At 66.8% G+C, this 19,986-nt stretch carries 19 protein-coding genes; 6 read left to right on the top strand and 13 right to left on the bottom strand.

The features are described 5' to 3' along the window. Positions 1-45: 45 nt before the first annotated feature. On the bottom strand, positions 46-1,194 hold the full coding sequence (locus H9K76_RS00315; protein WP_187597643.1) for an ABC transporter substrate-binding protein: 1,149 nt from the start codon (positions 1,192-1,194) through the stop codon (positions 46-48). Positions 1,195-1,536: 342 nt separating this feature from the next. Between H9K76_RS00315 and H9K76_RS00310 the strand changes: the two genes are divergently transcribed. Then, complete coding sequence (locus H9K76_RS00310) at positions 1,537-2,151, top strand: glutathione S-transferase family protein (RefSeq protein ID WP_187597642.1); 615 nt, start codon at positions 1,537-1,539, stop codon at positions 2,149-2,151. Positions 2,152-2,295: 144 nt separating this feature from the next. Here the strand turns inward: H9K76_RS00310 and H9K76_RS00305 are convergent, their stop codons facing one another. From H9K76_RS00305 to alr, 3 genes are all read right to left on the bottom strand, one after another. Beyond that, the gene (locus H9K76_RS00305; protein ID WP_187597641.1) at positions 2,296-3,318 is read right to left on the bottom strand and encodes a cytochrome-c peroxidase; all 1,023 of its coding nucleotides are present in this window, start codon (positions 3,316-3,318) and stop codon (positions 2,296-2,298) included. A gap of 295 nt (positions 3,319-3,613) precedes the next feature. Continuing rightward, positions 3,614-4,441, bottom strand: a complete 828-nt coding sequence (locus H9K76_RS00300; RefSeq protein WP_187597640.1) for a hypothetical protein — start codon at positions 4,439-4,441, stop codon at positions 3,614-3,616. 61 nt (positions 4,442-4,502) lie between these two features. Then, a complete protein-coding gene (gene alr / locus H9K76_RS00295) occupies positions 4,503-5,597 on the bottom strand; it encodes an alanine racemase (RefSeq protein ID WP_187597639.1) in 1,095 nt (364 codons plus the stop codon). Positions 5,598-5,755: 158 nt separating this feature from the next. Here alr and H9K76_RS23565 point away from each other — a divergent pair, with 158 nt between their 5' ends. From H9K76_RS23565 to H9K76_RS00280, 4 genes are all read left to right on the top strand, one after another. Beyond that, positions 5,756-5,890, top strand: coding sequence for a hypothetical protein (locus tag H9K76_RS23565; protein ID WP_281394121.1), 135 nt, complete (start codon positions 5,756-5,758; stop codon positions 5,888-5,890). Between the two features lie 19 nt (positions 5,891-5,909). Beyond that, positions 5,910-7,187 carry a lysophospholipid transporter LplT gene (gene lplT / locus H9K76_RS00290; RefSeq protein ID WP_187597638.1) on the top strand — a complete coding sequence of 426 codons (1,278 nt, stop codon included), beginning with the start codon at positions 5,910-5,912 and terminating at the stop codon, positions 7,185-7,187. Positions 7,188-7,363: 176 nt separating this feature from the next. Next, positions 7,364-8,272, top strand: coding sequence for a DMT family transporter (locus H9K76_RS00285; RefSeq protein WP_187597637.1), 909 nt, complete (start codon positions 7,364-7,366; stop codon positions 8,270-8,272). 95 nt (positions 8,273-8,367) lie between these two features. Beyond that, on the top strand, positions 8,368-8,862 hold the full coding sequence (locus H9K76_RS00280; RefSeq protein WP_187597636.1) for a glutathione peroxidase: 495 nt from the start codon (positions 8,368-8,370) through the stop codon (positions 8,860-8,862). Between the two features lie 3 nt (positions 8,863-8,865). On the opposite strand, the gene H9K76_RS00275 is transcribed toward H9K76_RS00280, so the two are convergent. The 3 genes from H9K76_RS00275 to H9K76_RS00265 all read right to left on the bottom strand — a co-directional run bounded on the left by H9K76_RS00275 (position 8,866) and on the right by H9K76_RS00265 (position 11,082). Continuing rightward, positions 8,866-9,558 (bottom strand): helix-turn-helix transcriptional regulator, encoded by a 693-nt coding sequence (locus H9K76_RS00275; protein ID WP_187597635.1) that lies wholly within the window; start codon positions 9,556-9,558, stop codon positions 8,866-8,868. Positions 9,559-9,623: 65 nt separating this feature from the next. Further along, positions 9,624-10,013: a VOC family protein gene (locus H9K76_RS00270; RefSeq protein ID WP_187597634.1), complete on the bottom strand. Its 390-nt coding sequence runs from the start codon at positions 10,011-10,013 to the stop codon at positions 9,624-9,626. 130 nt (positions 10,014-10,143) lie between these two features. Continuing rightward, complete coding sequence (locus H9K76_RS00265) at positions 10,144-11,082, bottom strand: ProQ/FINO family protein (protein ID WP_343066297.1); 939 nt, start codon at positions 11,080-11,082, stop codon at positions 10,144-10,146. A 168-nt stretch (positions 11,083-11,250) separates the two neighbouring features. On the opposite strand from H9K76_RS00265, the gene H9K76_RS00260 reads away from it, so the two are divergent. Further along, on the top strand, positions 11,251-13,557 hold the full coding sequence (locus H9K76_RS00260; RefSeq protein WP_246475219.1) for a molybdopterin-dependent oxidoreductase: 2,307 nt from the start codon (positions 11,251-11,253) through the stop codon (positions 13,555-13,557). A 24-nt stretch (positions 13,558-13,581) separates the two neighbouring features. Here H9K76_RS00260 and glcF read toward each other — a convergent pair whose 3' ends face one another. From glcF to H9K76_RS00230, 6 genes are all read right to left on the bottom strand, one after another. Then, positions 13,582-14,841 carry a glycolate oxidase subunit GlcF gene (gene glcF, locus H9K76_RS00255; protein ID WP_187597632.1) on the bottom strand — a complete coding sequence of 420 codons (1,260 nt, stop codon included), beginning with the start codon at positions 14,839-14,841 and terminating at the stop codon, positions 13,582-13,584. A gap of 62 nt (positions 14,842-14,903) precedes the next feature. Beyond that, complete coding sequence (gene glcE / locus H9K76_RS00250; RefSeq protein ID WP_187597631.1) at positions 14,904-16,031, bottom strand: glycolate oxidase subunit GlcE; 1,128 nt, start codon at positions 16,029-16,031, stop codon at positions 14,904-14,906. 99 nt (positions 16,032-16,130) lie between these two features. Beyond that, positions 16,131-16,634, bottom strand: a complete 504-nt coding sequence (locus H9K76_RS00245) for a hypothetical protein (protein WP_187597630.1) — start codon at positions 16,632-16,634, stop codon at positions 16,131-16,133. 160 nt (positions 16,635-16,794) lie between these two features. Next, positions 16,795-17,769 carry an SMP-30/gluconolactonase/LRE family protein gene (locus H9K76_RS00240; RefSeq protein WP_187597629.1) on the bottom strand — a complete coding sequence of 325 codons (975 nt, stop codon included), beginning with the start codon at positions 17,767-17,769 and terminating at the stop codon, positions 16,795-16,797. Between the two features lie 404 nt (positions 17,770-18,173). Next, positions 18,174-19,586 carry an ammonium transporter gene (gene amt, locus H9K76_RS00235; protein WP_187597628.1) on the bottom strand — a complete coding sequence of 471 codons (1,413 nt, stop codon included), beginning with the start codon at positions 19,584-19,586 and terminating at the stop codon, positions 18,174-18,176. Between the two features lie 54 nt (positions 19,587-19,640). After that, positions 19,641-19,979: a P-II family nitrogen regulator gene (locus H9K76_RS00230; RefSeq protein WP_187597627.1), complete on the bottom strand. Its 339-nt coding sequence runs from the start codon at positions 19,977-19,979 to the stop codon at positions 19,641-19,643. Positions 19,980-19,986 lie beyond the last annotated feature (7 nt).

Below are 19,986 nucleotides of genomic sequence, written 5' to 3'. Positions count from 1 at the left end.
GTCGGCAGGCCGTGGCCCCTGCCCTGCTCCCAGCGAAGGTCTTGCCTACGGGGTGTATTTCCAGGTTCCGTTCTCGATCTTGACCATCACCACGCCGTGCTGGATGCCGAGGTGATCGGTCGGCGACATGCTGAACACGCCGTGCGCACCCGCGATGCCCTTGACGTTCTCCATGGCATCACGCAGTGCCGTGCGGAAAGCCTCGGTGCCCGGCTGGGCCTTCTTCAGCGCTTCGGGAACGGCGGCGCCCAGCACCTGTGCGGCGTCCCAGAGGTGCGCACCGAAGGTCGCGGCCGAACCCTTGCCGTACTTGGCCTCATACGACTCGACATAGGCGACTGCGGACTTCTTCACCGGATGGCTGTCGGGCAACTGGTGCGCAACCAGCACCGGCCCCGCGGGCAGCAGCGTGCCCTCGACGTCCTTGCCACCCACGCGCAGGAAATCGGCATTCGCGACGCCGTGCGTCTGGTAGTACTTGCCCTTGTAGCCGCGCTCCTTGAGCGTTTTCTCGGGCAGCGCGGCGGGCGTGCCGGAGCCCCCCACCAGCACCGCGTCTGGCTTGGCGGCCATGATCTTCAGTGCCTGGCCGGTCACCGACGTGTCGGTGCGCGAGAAGGCCTCGGTGGCCACGATCTTGATTCCCCGTGCCTCCGCCGCCTTCTTGAATTCCTGCTGCCAGCCTTCGCCATAGGCATCGTTGAAGCCGATGTAGGCCGCCGTCTTCACGCCGCTCTTGGCCATGCTCTCGGCGATGGCCTCGGCCATCATCGCGTCGTTCTGCGGTGTCTTGAAGACCCAGGCCTTCTTGGCGTCCATCGGGCTGATGATGCGTGCCGAGGCACCCAGCGTCACCATCGGTGTCTTGTTCTCCGCCACGACGTCGATCATCGCGAGCGAGTTGGGCGTGGTGCTGGAGCCGATGATCACGTCGGCCTTGCTCTCGCTGATCAGCTTGCGGGTATTGGCAACGGCGGCGGTGGTATCCGAGGCGTCATCCAGGATGATGTAGTTCACCTTCTGGCCGCCGATCGTCGTGGGCAGCAGCGCCACGGTGTTCTTCTCCGGAATGCCGAGGGACGCCGCCGGCCCGGTGGTGGAGACGACGACTCCGACGTTGATGTCGGCCCACACCGCGCTGCATGCGGCAGCCAGCATGGTTGCGACGAATCCCAGTTTTGCCAAGCGATTCATACCAGTCTCCTGATGGATGGATTGCACCCGCGATACCACTGCGATCGTCTCCACCAAGCGCCGAACGGAGCCACTCGCTCCGCCGCGCTTCCGCCCTTCTGCAGTGCACCGAGGAACAGAGAAAGAAGAAAGAATGACTAATAATTTAACTTGTTAAATAATCACTGACTACTTTTTTGCATACTCGTTTTCACTAGCGTCGTGCAGGCTCGCGGGTCTTGCGCACAGTCTCGCACACCCCCGAAAGTTGTGACTTATATTTAACCCGAATGCAGAAGATGCTCGTGCATCCTCACGCCCCTCGGGCCGCGCCGCGAGCCATTCCCTCCTGGAGACAGACAGATGAACCCATCCCTCACCCTTTACTACACACCCGGCACCTGCGCGCTGGCCGTCCGCATTGCGCTGGAAGAAGCCAACGCGCCCTACCGGCTCGAACGGGTGGACTTCGCATCGCAGCAACAGCGCACGCCCGAATACCTGGCCATCAATCCGAAGGGCCGCGTGCCCGCGCTGGTCACGGAGCAGGGTGTGCTCACCGAAGCGCCCGCCCTGCTCGCCTATGTGGCCCAGCGCTTTGCGGACGCCAGGCTGGCGCCCACCGACCTGTTCGGATTGGCCCGCCTGATGGAATTCAACAGCTACCTGTCCTCGACCGTGCACATCAACCATGCCCACCGCCCGCGCGCCGGCCGCTGGGCCGATGATGCAGAGGCCCAGGCCGCCATGCAGCAGAAGGTTCCCGCCAACATGACCGAGAACTTCTCCTATATCGAGCACCACTATTTGAACGGCCCGTGGGTTCTGGGCGACGACTACAGCGTGTGCGACGCCTATCTGTTCACGATGTCCGGCTGGCTCAAGAGCGATGGCGTGGACATCGCGCAATTCCCCAAGGTGCACGACCACCACAGGCGCATGAGCGAACGCGCCGCAGTCCAGCGCGCGCTGGCCTGATCGCGGCTAGTGGCATGGGCTTGCATTGACACGCCTGGCAGTTGTCTGTCGCCCATGGCCCACAAAAAGAAAAACCGGGGCCTTTCGGCACCGGTTTTCCGCGCATCACCTCTGCCCGAAAGTGCACCGGGCACACGTAATTTATCACTCAAATGGTTGCGGCCGCTTGGTTGTGTCGCTTGAAGGCGGCAAAATAGGCAAAGTCAACTGGGGTTGATCCCCTGTCAGCGTCTTAAGGAAGGCCACAATGTCCCTGTTTTCTACAGGGGTAAATGTCTTGCCGAGCTGGATTTTCCCCATGGTGTCAACCGCCTCGGCCAGCGTGTCGGCCGCTCCATCGTGGAAATAGGGATAGGTCAATTCCACGTTGCGCAGCGTCGGCACCTTGAAGTTGAAGCGCTCCGCGTCATTGCCGGTCACCGCGGAGCGGCCCTCCGCAGGATTGTCTGTCTTGTACGCCTCGACCAGCCCCATCTTCTGGAATGAATTGCCGCCCAGGTTCGGGCCGTTGTGGCATGCAACGCAGCCCGACGCCTTGAACAGCTGGTAACCACGCAGCTCCTGCTCGTTGATCGCCTTCATGTCGCCCTTGAGCCACCGATCAAAGCGTGCATTGGGGGTGACCAGTGTCTCCTCGAACGCGGCGATGGCGGCGGTCACCTCGCTGATACCCAGCCTGTCGTTGCCGAACACCTGCCTGAATTCGGCCACGTATTGCGGAATCGAGCGCAGCATGTCGACGGCCAGATCATGCGTGAACGCCATCTCGCCGGGGTTGGCGATCGGGCCGCCGGCCTGCTCCTTGAGGTCCTTGGCGCGACCGTCCCAGAACTGCGCCAGGTTGAGACTGGAATTCAGCACAGTCGGCGAGTTGATCGGCCCCTTCTGCCACTTGTCGCCGATGGACGTCTTCAGGTTGTCAGCGCCGCCGGTGCTCAGGTTGTGGCAGGAGTTGCACGAGATGAAGCCCGAGCGCGAAAGGCGCGGATCGAACCATAGCTTCTTGCCCAGCTCCACCCTGGCCGGGTCGGCAACCTTGGCCGCCTCGATCGGCTGCACGGGTTCCTGCGCGCGGACGGCGGCAGCCGAAAGCATGGCGGCAGCGGCGGCCGCACCGAGCGCGCCTCGCAACAGGCCTCGGCCGGACAACGGGGATATGTTTTTCATGGGGACTCCATTGCTTGATTTCCAGCGCACCTGCAGATCCGGCAACCACGGAACAGAAGCAAGAGCTCGACGCGCAAGCCGCGTTCTGGCCGTGCCTCATCGAAGCTGCCTCGTGGAAGCGCAGTCCTGATTCGCTGTATTTCAATTTTTCGTGAATCCCCGTCATGCCCCTTTGATGCCAGGCAAGAGCATTGGCATCCGCTGTGAGTCGGCCCAAGCAATAGGGCAAGTCAATGCCAAAGGATCAATGAATCCGAACTTGGCGAACAACGGACTAAAGAAGGACGGAGGCTGCTCAGCGCGAGCGCATCATCTGCACGGCATGCGGCAGGGACTGCGCCTGCGGCAGCCAGTGGTCGAGCGCCCAGCCCAGCGCCACGGCACAGAGCAGCGCACCGAGCAGGGGCTTCCACGTCAGGCGCACGGCCGCCGTGAACCAGCCCGCGCGCTCGGCCCCCATGAGCGCACGTGCCGTGGCCACCGAGAAAGCCAGCTCCACGGCCACGGCCAGAAGCACTTCGGAGCCGAAGTACAGCCAGACCAGCGTACCCGCGCCCAGCACCACGCCCACCGCGACCACGAAGATCGCGACGACGGGCACCACGACGATCGCGCCTTCGTCGGCGCCACCGGCCACCTCCAGCGCGCCGGAGGCCACATCGCCCAGGATGTCGGAGCCGCCGCCCCCGTCGAAGCTGCCCGAGGCACCGCCGCCCGTGAAGTCGCCACCGCCCCCGCTCTGGGGAGAGCCCGCGCCCGACCCTCCATGCCCGCGCGGCATGGCGATGTCGACGACGTCCAGCATGTCGGCAGCATCGATGTCGGCATCCCCACGGTCCTCGCGCAGCAGCACCCATCTGGACCACTCATGGAGCACCAGCAGGTAGACCAGGTAACCGGCACCCAGCGTGACGAGATAGCGCAGCGCAAGCGAGCCGTCGCCCCAGAGCATCAACTGGAAGTGCGAGACGGCCCAGGTGAAAAGCATCATGAAGCCGCCGATCAGCCAGCCGTGCAGCCGAAGCGCGTTGCGCTGCCTGAGCGTCTGGTGGAAATCCTCACGCCGTGGCACGCGCATGCGGCGCCAGTTGGAGGTGCGGGCTTGTGAGCGTGGAGCTGCCATGGTCAGGGGTGATATGGGGGCGAATCCTAGCCCACAACCCGCACACCCGTCCAACGGAGTTTCAGTCCACGACGACGGGCACGCGCGGCGCGAGCGCGCACATGAGCTCATAGCCCACCGTGCCCGCAGCCTGCGCCACCTCGTCGATCGGCAGCACCACGCCGTTCGAGGCCTTGCCCCAGAAGGTCACCTCCGAGCCGATCCCCGTACCGGGCACGCCGGTGATGTCCACGGTGAGCATGTCCATGCTCACGCGCCCGACGAGTTGCGTGCGCACGCCGTTCACCAGTACCGGCGTGCCGGTGCTGCAGTGGCGCGGATAGCCGTCGGCGTATCCGCAACTCGCCACGCCGATGGTCATCGGGCCTTCGGCCACGTAGGTCGATCCGTAGCCGACGGTGTCGCCCTTCTCCAGGTGCTGCACGCCGATCAGCTTGCCCGACAGCGTCATCGTCGGCTCGAGCTCCCAATCGGCGATGGTGCGTTGCGGGTAGTCCGGCGCGCTGCCATACAGCACGATGCCGGCACGCACCCAGTCGCCGCGCACGTCGCTCTCGCTGCCCCGCAGCAGCGTGGCCGCACTGTTGCTGAGGGTGCGCTCGCCGGGCAGGTCCCGCGTGGCCTCCAGGAAGACCTGGAGCTGGTGATGGATGCCGCGCGGCCCGTCGGCGTCGCTGAAATGGGTGATGAAGCCGATTTCGTCGACCTGGGGAAGCGCATTCAGGCGCGCCCAGGCCGCGCGGTAGCGCTCGGGCGTGAAGCCAAGCCGGTTCATGCCCGAGTTCATCTTGAGAAAGACATGGTGCGGATTCTGTGTCTTGTGCGCGGCCAGCCAGTCAATCTGCTGGTCACAGTGCACGGAGTGCCAGATCCCCAGGCGCGAGCAGAGTTCGAGGTCGCGCGGCTCGAACACCCCCTCCAGCAGCAGGATCGGGCCGCGCCAGCCAAGCTGGCGGATGCGCTCGGCCTCTGCCAGGTCGAGCAGCGCGAAGCCGTCGGCCGCGCGCAGGGCGTCGAAAACCCGCTCGATGCCATGGCCGTAGGCATTGGCCTTGACCACCGCCCAGACGTTCGCATCCACCGCGGCACGGCGCGCGCGCGCCAGATTATGTTGCACCGCGGCAGTGTGAATGGTCGCTTGGATGGGACGTGGCATAGGGTGTTTCTACGGAGCCAAAGGTGGTCATTCTGTCATTGCCCTACGGTATCTGCGTGATATAACCGCCCGTCGCACAGCAGACTGTTCGGATATTTCTCTGTGCATCAGTTTCACTGATGTTCCAAGCCGTGGCGTGCCTTCACTGAATTTGCAAGATGAGTTTCACTCGATACAGCCCAGGCGCCACGCGCCCTACCCCCCGGCGCGGCGAACCGGGCACGGCGTGGCAGCGCCCTGCCGGCTGCGGCAATGGGCCGGTGCACGGCATGCGCCGCGGCGCTACCCTGTGAGCACTCACTGTCCAAGACAATGAAGCGCGGTTTCTACACCATCATGTCGGCGCAGTTTTTCAGCTCGCTGGCCGACAATGCCCTGTTCGTGGCCGCCGTCGAACTGCTGCGCACCAGTGGCGCCCCCGAGTGGCAGCGCGCCGCGCTCGTGCCCATGTTCGCGCTGTTCTACGTGGTGCTCGCGCCGTTCGTGGGCGCCTTTGCCGACTCCATGCCCAAGGGCAAGGTCATGTTCATCAGCAACGCGATCAAGGTCGTGGGCTGCCTGATGATGCTGTTCGGCCACCATCCCCTGCTGGCCTATGCGGTCGTGGGCCTCGGCGCGGCCGCCTATTCGCCCGCCAAGTACGGCATCCTCACCGAATTGCTGCCGCCCTCGCAGCTGGTTCGCGCCAACGGCTGGATCGAGGGCCTGACGATCGCCTCGATCATCCTCGGCGTGCTGCTGGGCGGCCAGCTGGTCGGCCCGCACCTCTCGGGCGTGCTGCTCGATTTCGACATGCCCGGCGTCGACCTGGGCATCGAGCTGCCCGCGCAGGCGGCGATCCTCTCGCTCGTGCCGATCTATGCCCTGGCCGCCTGGTTCAACCTGCGCATTCCGCGCACCGGCGTCGAGCTGCGCCCCATGCCGGGCAATCCGCTGGAACTGCTGCCTGATTTCTGGAGCTGCAACAACCGCCTGTGGCAGGACAAGCTGGGCCAGATCTCCCTGGCCACCACCACGCTGTTCTGGGGCGTATCGGGCAATCTGCGCTACATCGTCCTGGCATGGAGTGCCGCGGCGCTCGGCTACAGCACCACCCAGGCGTCGGCGTTGGTGGGCGTGGTGGCCATCGGTACGGCGGCGGGCGCGGTGCTCGCCTCCGTCCGCATGCGCCTCGAAGGCGCGACCAAGGTGATCCCGCTGGGCATCTGCATGGGCCTGCTGGTGATCCTGATGAACGTGATCGACAAGCTCTGGATGGCGGTTCCGTTCCTGATCATCCTGGGCGGCCTGGGCGGCTTCCTCGTGGTTCCCATGAACGCGCTGCTGCAGCACCGGGGCGCCAACCTCATGGGTTCGGGCCGCTCGATCGCCGTGCAGAATTTCAACGAACAGGCCTGCATCCTGGCCCTGGGCGCGTTCTACAGCCTGTCCACCAAGTTCGGGCTGTCGGCCTTCGGCGCCATCACGGTGTTCGGCATCGTCGTGGCCGGCACGATGTGGCTGATCGGACGCTGGCACCGCCGCAATTGCAGCAGGCACCCCGACGAATTGAGGCGCCTGATGGACATCGCAAGGCGGGATTGCCACTGAGGGCACGTCTCGCCCGGGAATCCTGAGCGGACGCGGGCGGCACACCGCCGGTTTTCCGGTCTGCGGAATCCCGTTCCCGCGCGGGCTGTGGCAAGCTCCTGTCGGTGGCCATGCCGTCAAGATGGCCGCTGCACCCCGCCACCTCCCAAACCGCCCCACTGCCAGCCCTCGCCACCATGCATTCGCCGCTTCCGGTCTTCGCCCTGCTCTTCAATGCCTTCGTCTGGGGACTGACGTGGTGGCCGTTCCGGCACATGTTCGATGCGGGGCTGCACCCCCTCTGGGCCACGGCGGTCATGTATGCCATGGTGCTGACGGGGCTGCTGCTCTTTCGCCCGGGCATCCTGCGCCAGATCCGCGACAACCCCGGCCTGTGGGTGCTGGCGCTGAGCTCGGGCCTGAACAACGTGGCGTTCAACTGGGCCATCACCATCGGCGACGTGGTACGGGTCATCCTGCTGTTCTACCTGATGCCCGCCTGGGCCATCCTGCTGGCCTGGAAGGTGCTGGGCGAACGCCCCACGCCCACCGCCATCGCACGGCTGCTGCTGGCATTCTGCGGCGTGTTCCTGGTGATCTGGCCGAAGGACGGCGGCCTCGCGCGGCTCTTTGCCGCACTGTCCCTGGCCGATTGGCTGGCGCTGTTCGGCGGCTTCATGTTCGCATTCACCAACGTGACGCTTCGCCGCATGCACCGCACACCGGGACAGGCGCGCATGTTCTCGATGTTCGGCGGCTGCATGCTGACCGCGCTCGCGGCCGCCTTCGTCGGTGGGCAGTTCGGTCTGGTGCCGCAGTTTCCCGCGCCCAATGCGACCTGGGTGACCACGGCCGTGCTGCTGGCGATGACGCTTGCGGTCGGCAACTGGGCGCTGCAGTATGGCGCGTCGCGGCTGGCCGCCTCGGTCACCGCCGTGGTCATGCTCAGCGAAGTGGCATTCGCCAGCGTCTCCTCGGTGCTGCTGGGCGCCGCGCAACTCGATACGCGCAGCCTGCTCGGCGGTGCGCTGATCCTGATGGCAGCAGCCTGGTCGGCCTGGCCACGCAAGGTGAAGGCGCCACCGGCATCCGCCTCCCACTCCTGAGAGCATGTGGACGATTTCTGCGCGGATGGGAAGGCCGGCCCTCTGCCGCACCCTCGCGCTAAGATCGTGAACACGCCCTGACACAGGATCATCCCATGAGCTCCATCGACGACTTCCAGGCCGCCCGCATCGACGGTTCACCGCTGCGCCTGTCGGACTACCGCGGACAGGTGCTGCTCATCGTGAACACCGCCAGCGCCTGCGGCTTCACGCCGCAGTTCGCCGGATTGCAGGAACTGCACGCGACGTACGGCGCACGCGGCCTGGTGGTGATCGGATTCCCGTGCAACCAGTTCGGCAAGCAGGATGCGGGAAGCAACCAGGAAATCGGTGCGTTCTGCAGCAAGAACTATGGTGTCGACTTCACGATGATGTCCAAGATCGACGTGAACGGACCCCAGGCGATTCCGCTCTACGACTGGCTCAAGCAGCAGGCACCGGGCGTGCTGGGAACCAGGAGCATCAAGTGGAACTTCACCAAGTTCCTGGTCGGCCGCGACGGCCGGGTGATCGCGCGCTATGCGCCGGCTACCCGGCCTGCCGAGCTACGTGCCGACATCGAGACGGCACTCACCTCCTCGCCCTCCTGAGTTTCAATCCAGGCCCCGTTCGCACTGCACGCGGCGCGTGAGGTCGGCGAGCGTCTTGCCCGGTTCGTGGCGAAAGGTCTGCGGCAGGACATCGCAGCGATGCACCCGGTCGATGCGGAACGTACGGAAATCATCGCGCGTCTCGCACCAGGCCGACAGCGTCCACACCTTGCCCCAGTAGAAGCATGCGAGCGGCCGTACGCGCCGCACGCTCTGCTGCTCCTTCAGGTCGAGATAGTCGAGTTCGACCAGATGCTGCGAGTGCGCCGCATGGCGCAGCGCCTTGAGCGTGTCCTGCGTGCGCCGGTCAAGCCCCGAGCCCAGCGAGAACAGCGCCTGCGCCTCGGCGGCCACGCGCGCCGGGGTCGGCAGCACCGAGAGGATCTTGCACAGCGCACTCTCCATCTCGCGGGCCAGCCCGTCGTCGAGCCAGGTCTGCGCCACGCGCGCGGCGATGACCAGCGCATCGGCCTCGGCCTGGGTGAACATCAGCGGCGGCAGCTCGAACCCAGCACCCAGGCGGTACCCCACCCCGGCCTCGCCCTCGATCGGCACCCCCTGGTGCTGCAGATCGGCCACATCGCGGTAGATGGTGCGCAGCGACACTTCGAGCCGTTCCGCGAGGAACGCGGCCGTGGACAGGCGCCGCCCACGGATGAGCTGCACGAGCTTGAAGAGTCGATCTGCGCGACGCATGTCGGTGTGCCGGTGGAGGAGGAGGAAACGCGATGCCGCGATATTACGCGGGCTTCACCCCGTGGTCAGCGGCGCTTGGCGTGCAGGCCGATCGTGTTGCCCTCGGTGTCGCGCACGTGGGCGATGAAGCCGATGTCCTGCGGCAGCTCCACGCACTCGTCCAGCACCTGGCCGCCGGCCTTGCGCGCACGCTCCATGGCGGCCTCGACGCTGGGCTCGCAGTCCAGATAGACCCGCACGCCGCCGTTGTGCGAGGGGGTGAGGCTGCCGTTGCCCACGAGGCAGCCGCCGGTCGCCGGATCGTCGTAGGCAAAGATCGCCATCGGCGTGCCGCCGCACTCGTCCAGGCGCATCTTGCGGCCGAGCATGGCCTCATAGAAGGACTGGGCGCGCGACAGGTCGGTGCAGGGAATCTCGAACCAGTTGATGGCGGATGCGGAACGGATTGCAGACATGAAGGACTCCTGTGTTGAAAAAGTTGAACAGGGCTTCATGGTGCCGACCTGCTGCTGACAGCGTAGTGTCAGCAGAGGGTCAGCAGTGATCGGCAGCGCGGCGGGCAGGCTCGCCAGGGCGCAGGCGGGATCAGCCGCGCAGGCGGCGTGCGCGCTCGAGCTGCTGCGCCACCGTGCGCGCCTGCATGCCGTACATGTCGGCAAAGGCATCGACGCTGGCCGCCCCGCTGGCCTCGTAGGCGCGCAGGATGGCCTCGTCCTTGGCCACGCGGGCGGAGACCTCGGCAAGCGCCTCGTCGAGCAGCGCATTGGTGGCATCGTCACGGCCGCGCACCAGTTCCAGGTAGGCCTCGCGCGTCATGCCGGAACTCTCGAAGGCGATTTCCATGCGGCGGCGCAGCTTCTGCGTGAGATCTTCGCCATCGCGGGGCTTGCGGCGGCGGAAGACCTCCACCAGCGCGTGAAACACATGTTCCGGTGCCATCTGCTCGACCACCTTGCCTTGCAGGTCGTGGCGTGGCTGCCCCTGGGACACCGCCTGCAGGTAGCGCGAAGAACGCGTGTGGATGCTGAGCGCAAGCTTCAGGTCCGCAGGAGTGAACACGCCCGGGTGAGCCGCCTCCAGGTCCTGGAAGATGCCGCGCTTGAGCGGCCTCGGCTGCTCGCCGAAGAGCTGTGGATACAACCCCTGCAGTTGCTGCAGCGCGGGATTCTGGCGGCGCGGCTGCGCGGTGCCGGGATTGCCCGGATGGGTGGCCTTGCCCTGTGCTGCGGGAGCATCGCCCGGCGTACGCGCCACCGCGGCCTGGCCTTCACGCTGGCCTTCGCGACGACCCGCGCCACCGCGCCGGCGGCGGTTGCGTCCGGCCTTCGCACCTTCGGCAGGCGCCGTTTCGGACTGGGGTGTCTGCGTGGCGTCGGCCTGCTGCGGGGCCACGGCCTGCTGTGCCACGGGCGCTGCCTGCTCGGGTGCAGGGGCAGCAGGGTTTTTGGCTTCAGTCACAGGTGAGTTCATGTGCAATCCATCGCCGCCCCACACGGGCGTGCGCCAGTCAAAACCGGCAATCATGCCATTTTCCGGAAGCCCGCAGGCAATTTTTGCCTTCCTCCGCCAGATCGGATCGGGGTTTGGGGTGGTTTGGCGCAACGATCTGCAAGAAAAAGCGATCCGTCCTATGCTGTCGATCCGGGACAGGCCAGCCATGGATACCGATCCGCCACAACAAAGGTCATGCACATGCAGCAGGTGAAAGAGACAACACCCATCATGCAGCCGCACAGCGCGCACTGGGGCGCGTTCAGCGCCCGCTGGGACGGCCACGAACTGGATGTGCGCCCCCACCCGGCGGACCCCGATCCCAACCCCATCATCGACAACCTGCGGGATGCGCTACGCCATCCGATCCGCATCGCGCGGCCGATGGTGCGCAGGGGCTGGCTCGAGAACGGCCCCGGCCCGGACCCACGGCGAGGCCACGACGACTACGTGGAAATGGACTGGAGCGAGGTGCTCGACCGCCTGGCCGCCGAGCTGCGCCGCGTGCAGCAGGCGCATGGCTGCGAGGCGATCTTCGGCGGCTCGTACGGCTGGTCGAGCGCGGGGCGCTTCCACCATGCGCAAAGCCAGGTGCATCGCTTCCTGAACACCGCGCTTGGCGGCTACGTGCGCTCGGTCAACACCTATAGCGCGGGCGCCGCGGCCCCGTTGCTGCCGCACGTGATCGGGCCGATGGAACAGGTGGCGCGGCAGAACGTCACGCTGGAGCAGCTCGCGGAGCATACCGAGGTGGTGCTCTCGTTCGGCGGCATGGCGCTCAAGAATTCACGCGTGGCCTCGGGTGGCGTCAGCCGCCACACGGAACGCCGTGCCATGGAAACCGCCGCCCGGCGCGGCTGTCGCTTCATCAACGTGAGCCCGTTGCGCTCCGACCTGCCGCCCGAGATCCACGCGGAATGGATCGCCCCGGTGCCGATGACCGACACGGCCATGATGCTCGGCCTCGTCCACCAGCTGTGGGCCGACGGTTCGCTTGACCGAGGCTATATCGACCGCTGCTGCGACGGCTGGGACACTTTCGAGGACTACCTCACGGGCAGGAGCGACGGCGTCGCCAAGGACTGCGCCTGGGCGGCACGCATCTGCGACGTGCCCGCGCAGCAGTTGGTCGACCTGGCGCGCTCGCTCGTGGGCAAGCGCGTGCTGGTCACGGTCTCGCATTCGCTGCAGCGTGCCGAACATGGCGAACAGCCCGTATGGATGGGCGCGGTGCTGGCCGCGGCGCTCGGCCAGCTGGGGCTGCCGGGCGGCGGCTACAACTATGCGCTCGGCACGCTCGCGCACTATGGCCGCCGCAACAATGCCACCCCCGTCGCGCCGTTGCCGCAGGGCAGCAACGGCGTGAAGGCCTTCATTCCCGTCGCGCGCATCACCGACATGCTGCTGAATCCCGGCCAGCCGTTCGACTACGACGGCCAGCGCATGAACTATCCGCACATTCGCCTGGCCTACTGGGCGGGAGGCAATCCCTTCCACCACCACCAGGACCTGCGCCGCCTGGCCGACGCCTTCCGCACGCTCGACACCTTCGTCATCAACGAGAGCGTCTGGACCGCCACCGCACGCCATGCCGACATCGTGCTGCCCACCACGCTCACGCTGGAGCGCGACGACATCGGCGCCACGGCCACCGACCCCCTCGTGATTGCGATGAAGCGCGTGGCCGAGCCCTATGGGGAATCACGCGACGACTACGCCATCTTCAGCGATCTGGCGGAGCGCCTGGGCCGGCGAGAGGCGTTCACCGAAGGCCTTGGCGCGCGCGAATGGCTCTCCCGCCTGTACGAGCACACGCGCCGGGGACTCGAGAAGATGCAGCTGCCCGCGCCTACGTTCGAGGAATTCTGGGAGCGCGGCGAACTGCAGATTCCCCAGCTGCCCGACGATGGCGGCATCCTGCGTGCGTTCCGCGACGACCCCGAGAACGCGCCGCTGCCCACGCCCAGCGGCAAGGTGCAGATCAGCTCCCCGCACGTGGCCGCGTTCGGCTATGCCGACTGCCCGGGCCATCCCGCATGGCTGGCGCCCAGGCATGCGCCCACGGCAGAGCATCCGCTGTGGCTCGTGGCCAACCAGCCCTATACCAAGCTGCACAGCCAGCTCGACTTCGGCCGCTACAGCATGGACAACAAGCGCCAGGGCCGCGAGATCTGCCACCTGCATCCCGACACCGCCGCAGCGCGCGGCATCCGCGAGGGCGACATCGTCAGGCTGCACAACGAGCTGGGGGCCGTGCTGGCGAGCGCGCACCTGAACCCCGACATGCGCAAGGACGTGGTGCAGTTGCCCACCGGCGCCTGGTACGACCCGCGGCCCGATGCGGTGCACGGCGTGGTGTGCGTGCACGGCAACCCCAACATCGTGGTGCGCGATCTGGGCACCTCCTCGCTGGGCCAGGGATGCGCGGGTCAGATCAGCACCGTGCAGGTTGAGCGCTTCGATGCGCCGCTGCCGCCGATCCGTGCGTTCGATCCGCCGTTGATCTGAGCTGCAGCAGACGACGCCGGCCTCTCAGCGGCCGGCGCTGCCCTGCAGCGCCTCGTCCAGCGCCTCGATCCAGTGCTTGACGGGAACGCCGGTACCGGATTGCAGGTGGGTGATGCAGCCCACATTGCTCGACAGAATCATCGCGGGCTCTTCGTTCCCGCACGCCTCGTGCAGCGCAGCCAACTTGCGCGCCTTCAGTGTCTTGGACAGCTCGGGCTGAAGAATCGAATAGGTGCCGGCCGAGCCGCAGCACAGGTGCGATTCGGTGCGCGAAGTCAGCATCCTGAACCCGAGCTTGCCCAGATCACGCTCGACGCCGCCGCGCAGCTTCTGCGCATGCTGCAGCGTGCAAGGCGGATGGTAGGCAAGCTTGCCCTGGATGTTGACGCGGCCCTGCAGCTTCTCGGCGAGCTCCGGCAGCATGGCGGGCAGCAGCTCGCACACGTCGCGCGCGATGGCACTGATGCGGCTGGCCTTCTCGGCATATTGCGCGTCGTCCTTGAGCGCATGCGCGTAGTCCTTGACCATGGCGCTGCAACCCGAGGCATTCATGATGATCGCCTCGACCTGGCCCGATGAGACCATGGGCCACCACGCGTCGATGTTGGCGCGCATCTGCACGCGTCCGCCATCCTGGTCGTTCAGGTGGAACTTCACCGCGCCGCAGCACCCGGCGTTGCCTGCGATCACCGTCTGGATGCCGGCCGCGTCGAGCACGCGCGCCGTGGCGTAGTTGATGTTGGGCAGCATGGCCGGCTGCACGCAACCGGCCAGCAGCAGCACCTTGCGGGCGTGCTCGCGCGTGGGCCAGGCGCCATGTTCGGACTTCGGCGGCACCTTGGCCTGGAGGCTCTCGGGCAGCAGGCCGCGCACCGATTGGCCCAGCTTCATCGCGGGGGCAAACAGGGGAGAGGTGATGCCTTCCTTGAGCGCCCAGCGCTTGAGGCGCTCGCCCGTGGAGCGCGGCACCTTCTCGTCGACCACCTGGCGGCCGATGTCGAGCAGGTGGCCGTATTGCACGCCGCTCGGGCAGGTGCTCTCGCAGTTGCGACAGGTGAGGCAGCGGTCCAGGTGCTCCTGCGTGGCGCGCGTGGGCTCCTTGCCCTCCAGCACCTGCTTGATCAGATAGATGCGCCCGCGCGGACCGTCGAGTTCGTCGCCCAGCGTCTGGTAGGTGGGGCAGGTGGCGGTGCAGAAGCCGCAGTGCACGCACTTGCGCAGGATGGCCTCGGCCTCCTTGCCGTGCGGCGTGTTCTTGTACTCGGGAGCTAGCTGGGTTTGCATGGCTTGCTTGTCTGTCTATCGGTTCGTTCTGTCGGTGGGCATGGGCGGGCGGCGTTCCGCCCTCAGCCGCCCGCGCCCATGCGATTCGGCTGAAAGATGCCCGAGGGATCGAAGGACTGCTTCAGCCGCTGGGCAATGCCCGCCAGCGCGGGCTGCGGGTGGGTGGCCGCCGGAGCCAGCGTGGCGCCCTGTGCGGGAGCCGCGAACAGCATGGCGCTGCCGCCCACCGCCTGCGCCGCCGCCTGCAGCGCCGCACCGCATTCGACCGGTGCCTGCACCCAGCGCAGCGCGCCCTGCCATTCGACCAGCGGCGGCTCCGCGCCTTGCGGCAACGGCAGCACCGGGGCGGTCTGAGGAACGGACAATCGCCACAGCGCCTGTTCCGGCCGCCTCGCGCGATCCGCGAACCACGGCAGCGTGTGGTCACGACAGGCATCCCAGCCGGCCGCGGTCTGTTCGCCGGAAAGACGTTCGCCGCCCATGCTGGCGCAGGCCGACTCCACCGCCGCGTTCGCGCCGCGCAGACGCACGAAAAGCTGGCCCCGGCCGGCATCCTGCACCCAGCAGCTGGCGTTCAGCGGCAGGGGCTGGCCGCCCCAGGCATGCAGTTGCTGCAGTGCCGATGCCTGGTCGCATTCAAGGCGCAGCGTGGCCTCCGCAGGAGCCACCGGCAGCACCTTGAGGCTGACCTCGGTGATCACGGCGAGCGTGCCCCACGAGGCCGCCATGAGGCGGGAGACGTCGTAGCCGGCGACGTTCTTCATCACCTGCCCGCCAAAGCGCAGCAGCTCGCCCTTGCCGTTGATGATCTCGATGCCGAGCACATAGTCGCGCACCGCTCCCACGCTCGCGCGGGCCGGGCCTGACAGCCCCGCCGCGACCATGCCGCCCACGGTGCCTCCCGCGGCGAAGCGCGGCGGCTCGAACGGCAGGCACTGGCCGCGCGACGCCAGCAGCGCCTCGAGCTCGGCCAGGGGCGTGCCGGCGCGCACCGTCACCACCAGCTCGCTAGGCTCGTAGTCCACCACACCGCCCAGGGCGCGCATGTCGAGCACGTCCGCCTTGCACAGTGCCACGGCCGGGCCGCCCACGAAGTCCTTGGTGCCGCCGCCACGCACCCGCAGGGCACGGCCATGCTGTGCGCTGTCGCGCACGCGTTCGATGATCTGGGAAAGCGCTGCTGATTCCATGCCGGGATGGTAGCGCCCACACCCGCCAGAACGCCATCCGGGCGTGTGATTTTTTTGAAAAGGCGGCGTGAGCGTTTTGAACGCCTCGCCCGGCCCGAATCAGCGATGGGCCCGGCGCAGGTCCTCGCGCAGCAGGTTGAGCGCCAGATCCAGCTCACGCATCATCACATTGCGACCCGGTTTCTGGAGCGTCTGGCCGAGATGCTGGACGATGTATACCGGCTGGCTCGCCTGCCCGTTCATGCGCAGCACATTCACCGTGACGACGACATCGGTGCGCCGCCTGCCATCGTTGCGCAGCGCGCCGAACTGGATCAGCAACCGGGGGAACTCGCTGCGCTCCGCCTCGGTGAGCAGGTCGGCGTCAGCCACCAGCCGGACCCCCACGCCGCGCAGGTAGACCTCCGCGCGGCGCGCCACCATCGACGGCGTCACGCCGGCGGCACCGGCCTGTTCGTCGAATTCGGGGGGCAGCAGGACCATCGCCTTCACGCCGCGCAGCGCCTGCTCGTCACGTTGCGTGATGTCGGTGGTGGCCAGAGCGACAGGCGAGAACATCACGATCGCCATCACCCACCACGCCATGAAAACCCTGAACAGCACGGATATCCGCATGAGGCACCCCCTGCACAATGCAATGAAAGAAGCGAAACTAGCGTCGCGCCGGATGCCCGCCACTGTATGCGCAGGCGCCATCCATACCCAAAGGATTTATTTCAATGGGGAAAAGGCGGCCCCAAGGTTTTCCCGGTGGCCGTCTCGCTCAGCGCGCGCCGATCTCGCACCAGTTCACGGGCAAGGCCGCCACGCCAGCCTCCCCCACCAGCAGCATGCCCGACTGCGGCAGGCGCTCCAGCTCGTCGGCCGGGCGCCCATGGCGAGCCGATGTCACGAACAGGCGAGGTGCCAGCCCGTCGGGACCCGCAAGGCACGGCATGGTGGGACACTGCACCGGCACGGACAGGTCCGCCAGTAATTCGCCATCCTCGCCAAGGCACAGCACGCGCGCGCCCTCGTACATCGCGCACCAGTAACGGCCCTGTGCATCCACGGTGGCGCCATCCGGGCGCCCCTGGTAGCCGGGCATGCCGGGCTTCCAGCCCGCCGGCTTGGGATCGAACTGCCGGAACACCCGGGGCTCACCGACCGGCTCGTGCTGCGCATTGCAGCGCCACACGCGAATCACATGCGCGGGCGTGTCGCTCCAGTACATGCGTGAACCATCGGGCGACCACGCCAGTCCGTTGGCGGTGGCCACTCCGCCCTGCAACCGGCTCACCCGCGGCCCATCCACGGCATTGCGCAGGTCCACGCAATACAGCCCGGCCACCGGCTGACGCGGCCCGCTTTCGGGCTCATGCACCGTGCCGACCCAGAAGCGACCCAGCGCATCGCACTTGCCGTCATTCGCCCGCTGCGTCGCGGCATCGATCGGCAACCGCGCCAGTGCATGCAATTCACCACCCCACTGCGGCGCGTGGCAGATCCGGTCCCGCAGCGCCACGACCAGCCCCGACGCCTCCCCGTTCACGCGGGCCGGTGCAATGCACCCGGGCTCCGACGGCATCTCCCAACGCTGCACCGCCTCCTCACCCCAGCGCCAGCGCAGCAACGCACGGCCCGCAATATCCACCCAATAGAGCCGTGACTCCTGCGGATGCCAGAACGGAGATTCACCCAGCTGCGCCAGCGAGCCCGGCAGCGCGGACCAGGCCGGGGAAGAAAGAGAGAAAGTCATGGAAGGGGATTATTCCCGTATGCCCCCCATACGCGAACAATCCCTGCCCGGTATTCAGGGAGTAGCGGGCCAATGAAGCGCGCGGAGCATGTGAACGCCCCACCCCAACGGCGAGACGAGTCCGCAGGCTAGGCGCGAAGCTGCAGACATACCTTTTGATAGGCCAAGCTTCGCAACGACGCATGGGGACCCGTATCGCCGCCTCAAAACGATGAGCCCTCGAAGCCAAGGGCTTCGTATGCGGCCATGGAGAACACATTGCGTCAGACCACGCTCGCCGCCGCCCAGAAATAAAAAAAGACCCGCAGGTGCGGGTCCAATGTCGGAGGAGAACCACTCGCTATCCAGACACAAGAAAAAGGGAGGGTGCAATCCAAGCCACCACAGGGACCACCCCTCCGGGCTCACCGGTGATAAGCCGTCTCTCCATGCGAGGTGATATCAAGCCCCTCGCGCTCGGCCTCCTCGCTGACCCGCAGGCCCACGGTCAGGTCGGCCACCTTGTACGCGATGAATGCCACCACGCCGGACCACACGATGGTGAAGATCACGCTCTTGACCTGCACCCACACCTGATGACCCATCGCGAAGTCGGCGGGCTGCACGCCGCCCAGGGCAGGCGCGGCGAACACGCCCGTCAGCACCGCGCCGACGATACCGCCCACACCGTGCACGCCGAAGGCGTCGAACGCATCATCCACCTTGAGCATGCGCTTGAGACCGCCCACGCCCCACAGGCACACCAGGCCGCAGACCAGGCCGATCACGATGGCACCCATGGGACCGACGAAGCCGGCCGCAGGCGTCACGCCCACCAGGCCCGCCACCGCACCCGAGGCGGCACCCAGCATCGAGGCCTTGCCCTTGTGCAGGGCCTCGCCGGCCAGCCAGGACAGTGTCGCTGCGGCCGTGGCAAGCACCGTGTTCACGAATGCCAGGCCGGCGATCGCATTGGCGGCACCTGCCGAGCCGGCATTGAAGCCGAACCAGCCCACCCACAGCAGCGATGCGCCCACCATGGTCAATGTCAGCGAATGCGGCATGAACGCTTCCTTGCCGAAGCCGATGCGCTTGCCCACCATGTAGGCACCCACGAGGCCCGCGACACCGGCGTTGATGTGCACCACGGTACCGCCCGCGAAATCGAGCGCGCCATCGGCTGCCAGCAGGCCGCCGCCCCAGACGATGTGGGCCATGGGCAGGTAGCTGAACGTGAACCACAGGGTCGAGAAGATCAGCACGGCCGTGAACTTGGTACGCTCGGCGAAGGCGCCGACGATCAGCGCCACCGTGATGGCCGCGAACGTTCCCTGGAAGGCGAAGAACACATACTCGGGAATCGTCGTCAGGGCGCCGAAGGACTCGAGGTTCACGCCTTTGAGGAACAGCTTGTCGAAGCCGCCGATGAACTTGCCCTCGCCCGAGAACGCCAGGCTGTAGCCGTAGACGGCCCAGAGCACGGAGATCAGCGAGAAGATCACGAACACCTGCACCAGCACCGACAGCATGTTCTTGGAACGGCCCAGCCCGCCATAGAACAGCGCGAGGCCCGGCACGATCATCAGGATCACGAGCAGCGTGGAGGTCAGCATCCAGGCGGTATCGCCCGAATCGATCTTGGGCGCCGGCGCGGCGGCTGCAGCGGGTGCGGGCGCGGCGGCATCCGCTGCCGGGGCGGCTGGGGCGGCCGCTGGCGCATCGGCCGCGGCTGCGGCGGCGGCCACGGGCTCCGAGGCCGCTGGCGCCTGGGCCAGCACCGCAGTGCCGCCTGTCAGCAGGCTGAGCCCCAGAAGGAATGAAGCAAGCATTTTTTTCATGGCAGAACTTCTTGGTGGTGAATTCATGTTCGGATGGCTGCTCGGCCGCGATGCTCAGAGCGCTTCGTTGCCGGTCTCCCCGGTGCGGATGCGGATCACTTCCTCGAGGGAGGACACGAAGATCTTTCCGTCGCCGATCTTTCCGGTGCGTGCCGCGGCCTCGATGGCTTCGACCGCGCGCTCGACGATCGCGTCATCCAGCGCCGCTTCGATCTTCACCTTGGGCAGGAAATCGACGACGTACTCGGCGCCGCGATACAGCTCGGTGTGACCCTTCTGGCGGCCGAAGCCCTTCACCTCGGTCACCGTGATGCCCTGCACGCCGATGTCGGAGAGCGCCTCGCGCACCTCGTCGAGCTTGAAGGGTTTGATGATGGCAGTCACCATTTTCATTGCTTGG

The sequence above is a fragment of the Diaphorobacter ruginosibacter genome (assembly GCF_014395975.1).
In the GTDB taxonomy this organism is placed as follows: domain Bacteria; phylum Pseudomonadota; class Gammaproteobacteria; order Burkholderiales; family Burkholderiaceae_C; genus Diaphorobacter_A; species Diaphorobacter_A ruginosibacter.
The sequence above is the reverse complement of the archived record's forward strand: the minus strand, read 5'-3'. Positions and strand labels throughout refer to the sequence as shown.

Bases quoted from the DNA above. Each gene is read 5' to 3' on its own strand.
- H9K76_RS00315 (WP_187597643.1), bottom strand. From the start codon at position 1,194: ATGAATCGCTTGGCAAAACTGGGATTCGTCGCAACCATGCTGGCTGCC.
- H9K76_RS00310 (WP_187597642.1), top strand. From the start codon at position 1,537: ATGAACCCATCCCTCACCCTTTACTACACACCCGGCACCTGCGCGCTG.
- H9K76_RS00305 (WP_187597641.1), bottom strand. From the start codon at position 3,318: ATGAAAAACATATCCCCGTTGTCCGGCCGAGGCCTGTTGCGAGGCGCG.
- H9K76_RS00300 (WP_187597640.1), bottom strand. From the start codon at position 4,441: ATGGCAGCTCCACGCTCACAAGCCCGCACCTCCAACTGGCGCCGCATG.
- alr (WP_187597639.1), bottom strand. From the start codon at position 5,597: ATGCCACGTCCCATCCAAGCGACCATTCACACTGCCGCGGTGCAACAT.
- H9K76_RS23565 (WP_281394121.1), top strand. From the start codon at position 5,756: ATGAGTTTCACTCGATACAGCCCAGGCGCCACGCGCCCTACCCCCCGG.
- lplT (WP_187597638.1), top strand. From the start codon at position 5,910: ATGAAGCGCGGTTTCTACACCATCATGTCGGCGCAGTTTTTCAGCTCG.
- H9K76_RS00285 (WP_187597637.1), top strand. From the start codon at position 7,364: ATGCATTCGCCGCTTCCGGTCTTCGCCCTGCTCTTCAATGCCTTCGTC.
- H9K76_RS00280 (WP_187597636.1), top strand. From the start codon at position 8,368: ATGAGCTCCATCGACGACTTCCAGGCCGCCCGCATCGACGGTTCACCG.
- H9K76_RS00275 (WP_187597635.1), bottom strand. From the start codon at position 9,558: ATGCGTCGCGCAGATCGACTCTTCAAGCTCGTGCAGCTCATCCGTGGG.
- H9K76_RS00270 (WP_187597634.1), bottom strand. From the start codon at position 10,013: ATGTCTGCAATCCGTTCCGCATCCGCCATCAACTGGTTCGAGATTCCC.
- H9K76_RS00265 (WP_343066297.1), bottom strand. From the start codon at position 11,082: ATGATTGCCGGTTTTGACTGGCGCACGCCCGTGTGGGGCGGCGATGGA.
- H9K76_RS00260 (WP_246475219.1), top strand. From the start codon at position 11,251: ATGCAGCAGGTGAAAGAGACAACACCCATCATGCAGCCGCACAGCGCG.
- glcF (WP_187597632.1), bottom strand. From the start codon at position 14,841: ATGCAAACCCAGCTAGCTCCCGAGTACAAGAACACGCCGCACGGCAAG.
- glcE (WP_187597631.1), bottom strand. From the start codon at position 16,031: ATGGAATCAGCAGCGCTTTCCCAGATCATCGAACGCGTGCGCGACAGC.
- H9K76_RS00240 (WP_187597629.1), bottom strand. From the start codon at position 17,769: ATGACTTTCTCTCTTTCTTCCCCGGCCTGGTCCGCGCTGCCGGGCTCG.
- amt (WP_187597628.1), bottom strand. From the start codon at position 19,586: ATGAAAAAAATGCTTGCTTCATTCCTTCTGGGGCTCAGCCTGCTGACA.
- H9K76_RS00230 (WP_187597627.1), bottom strand. From the start codon at position 19,979: ATGAAAATGGTGACTGCCATCATCAAACCCTTCAAGCTCGACGAGGTG.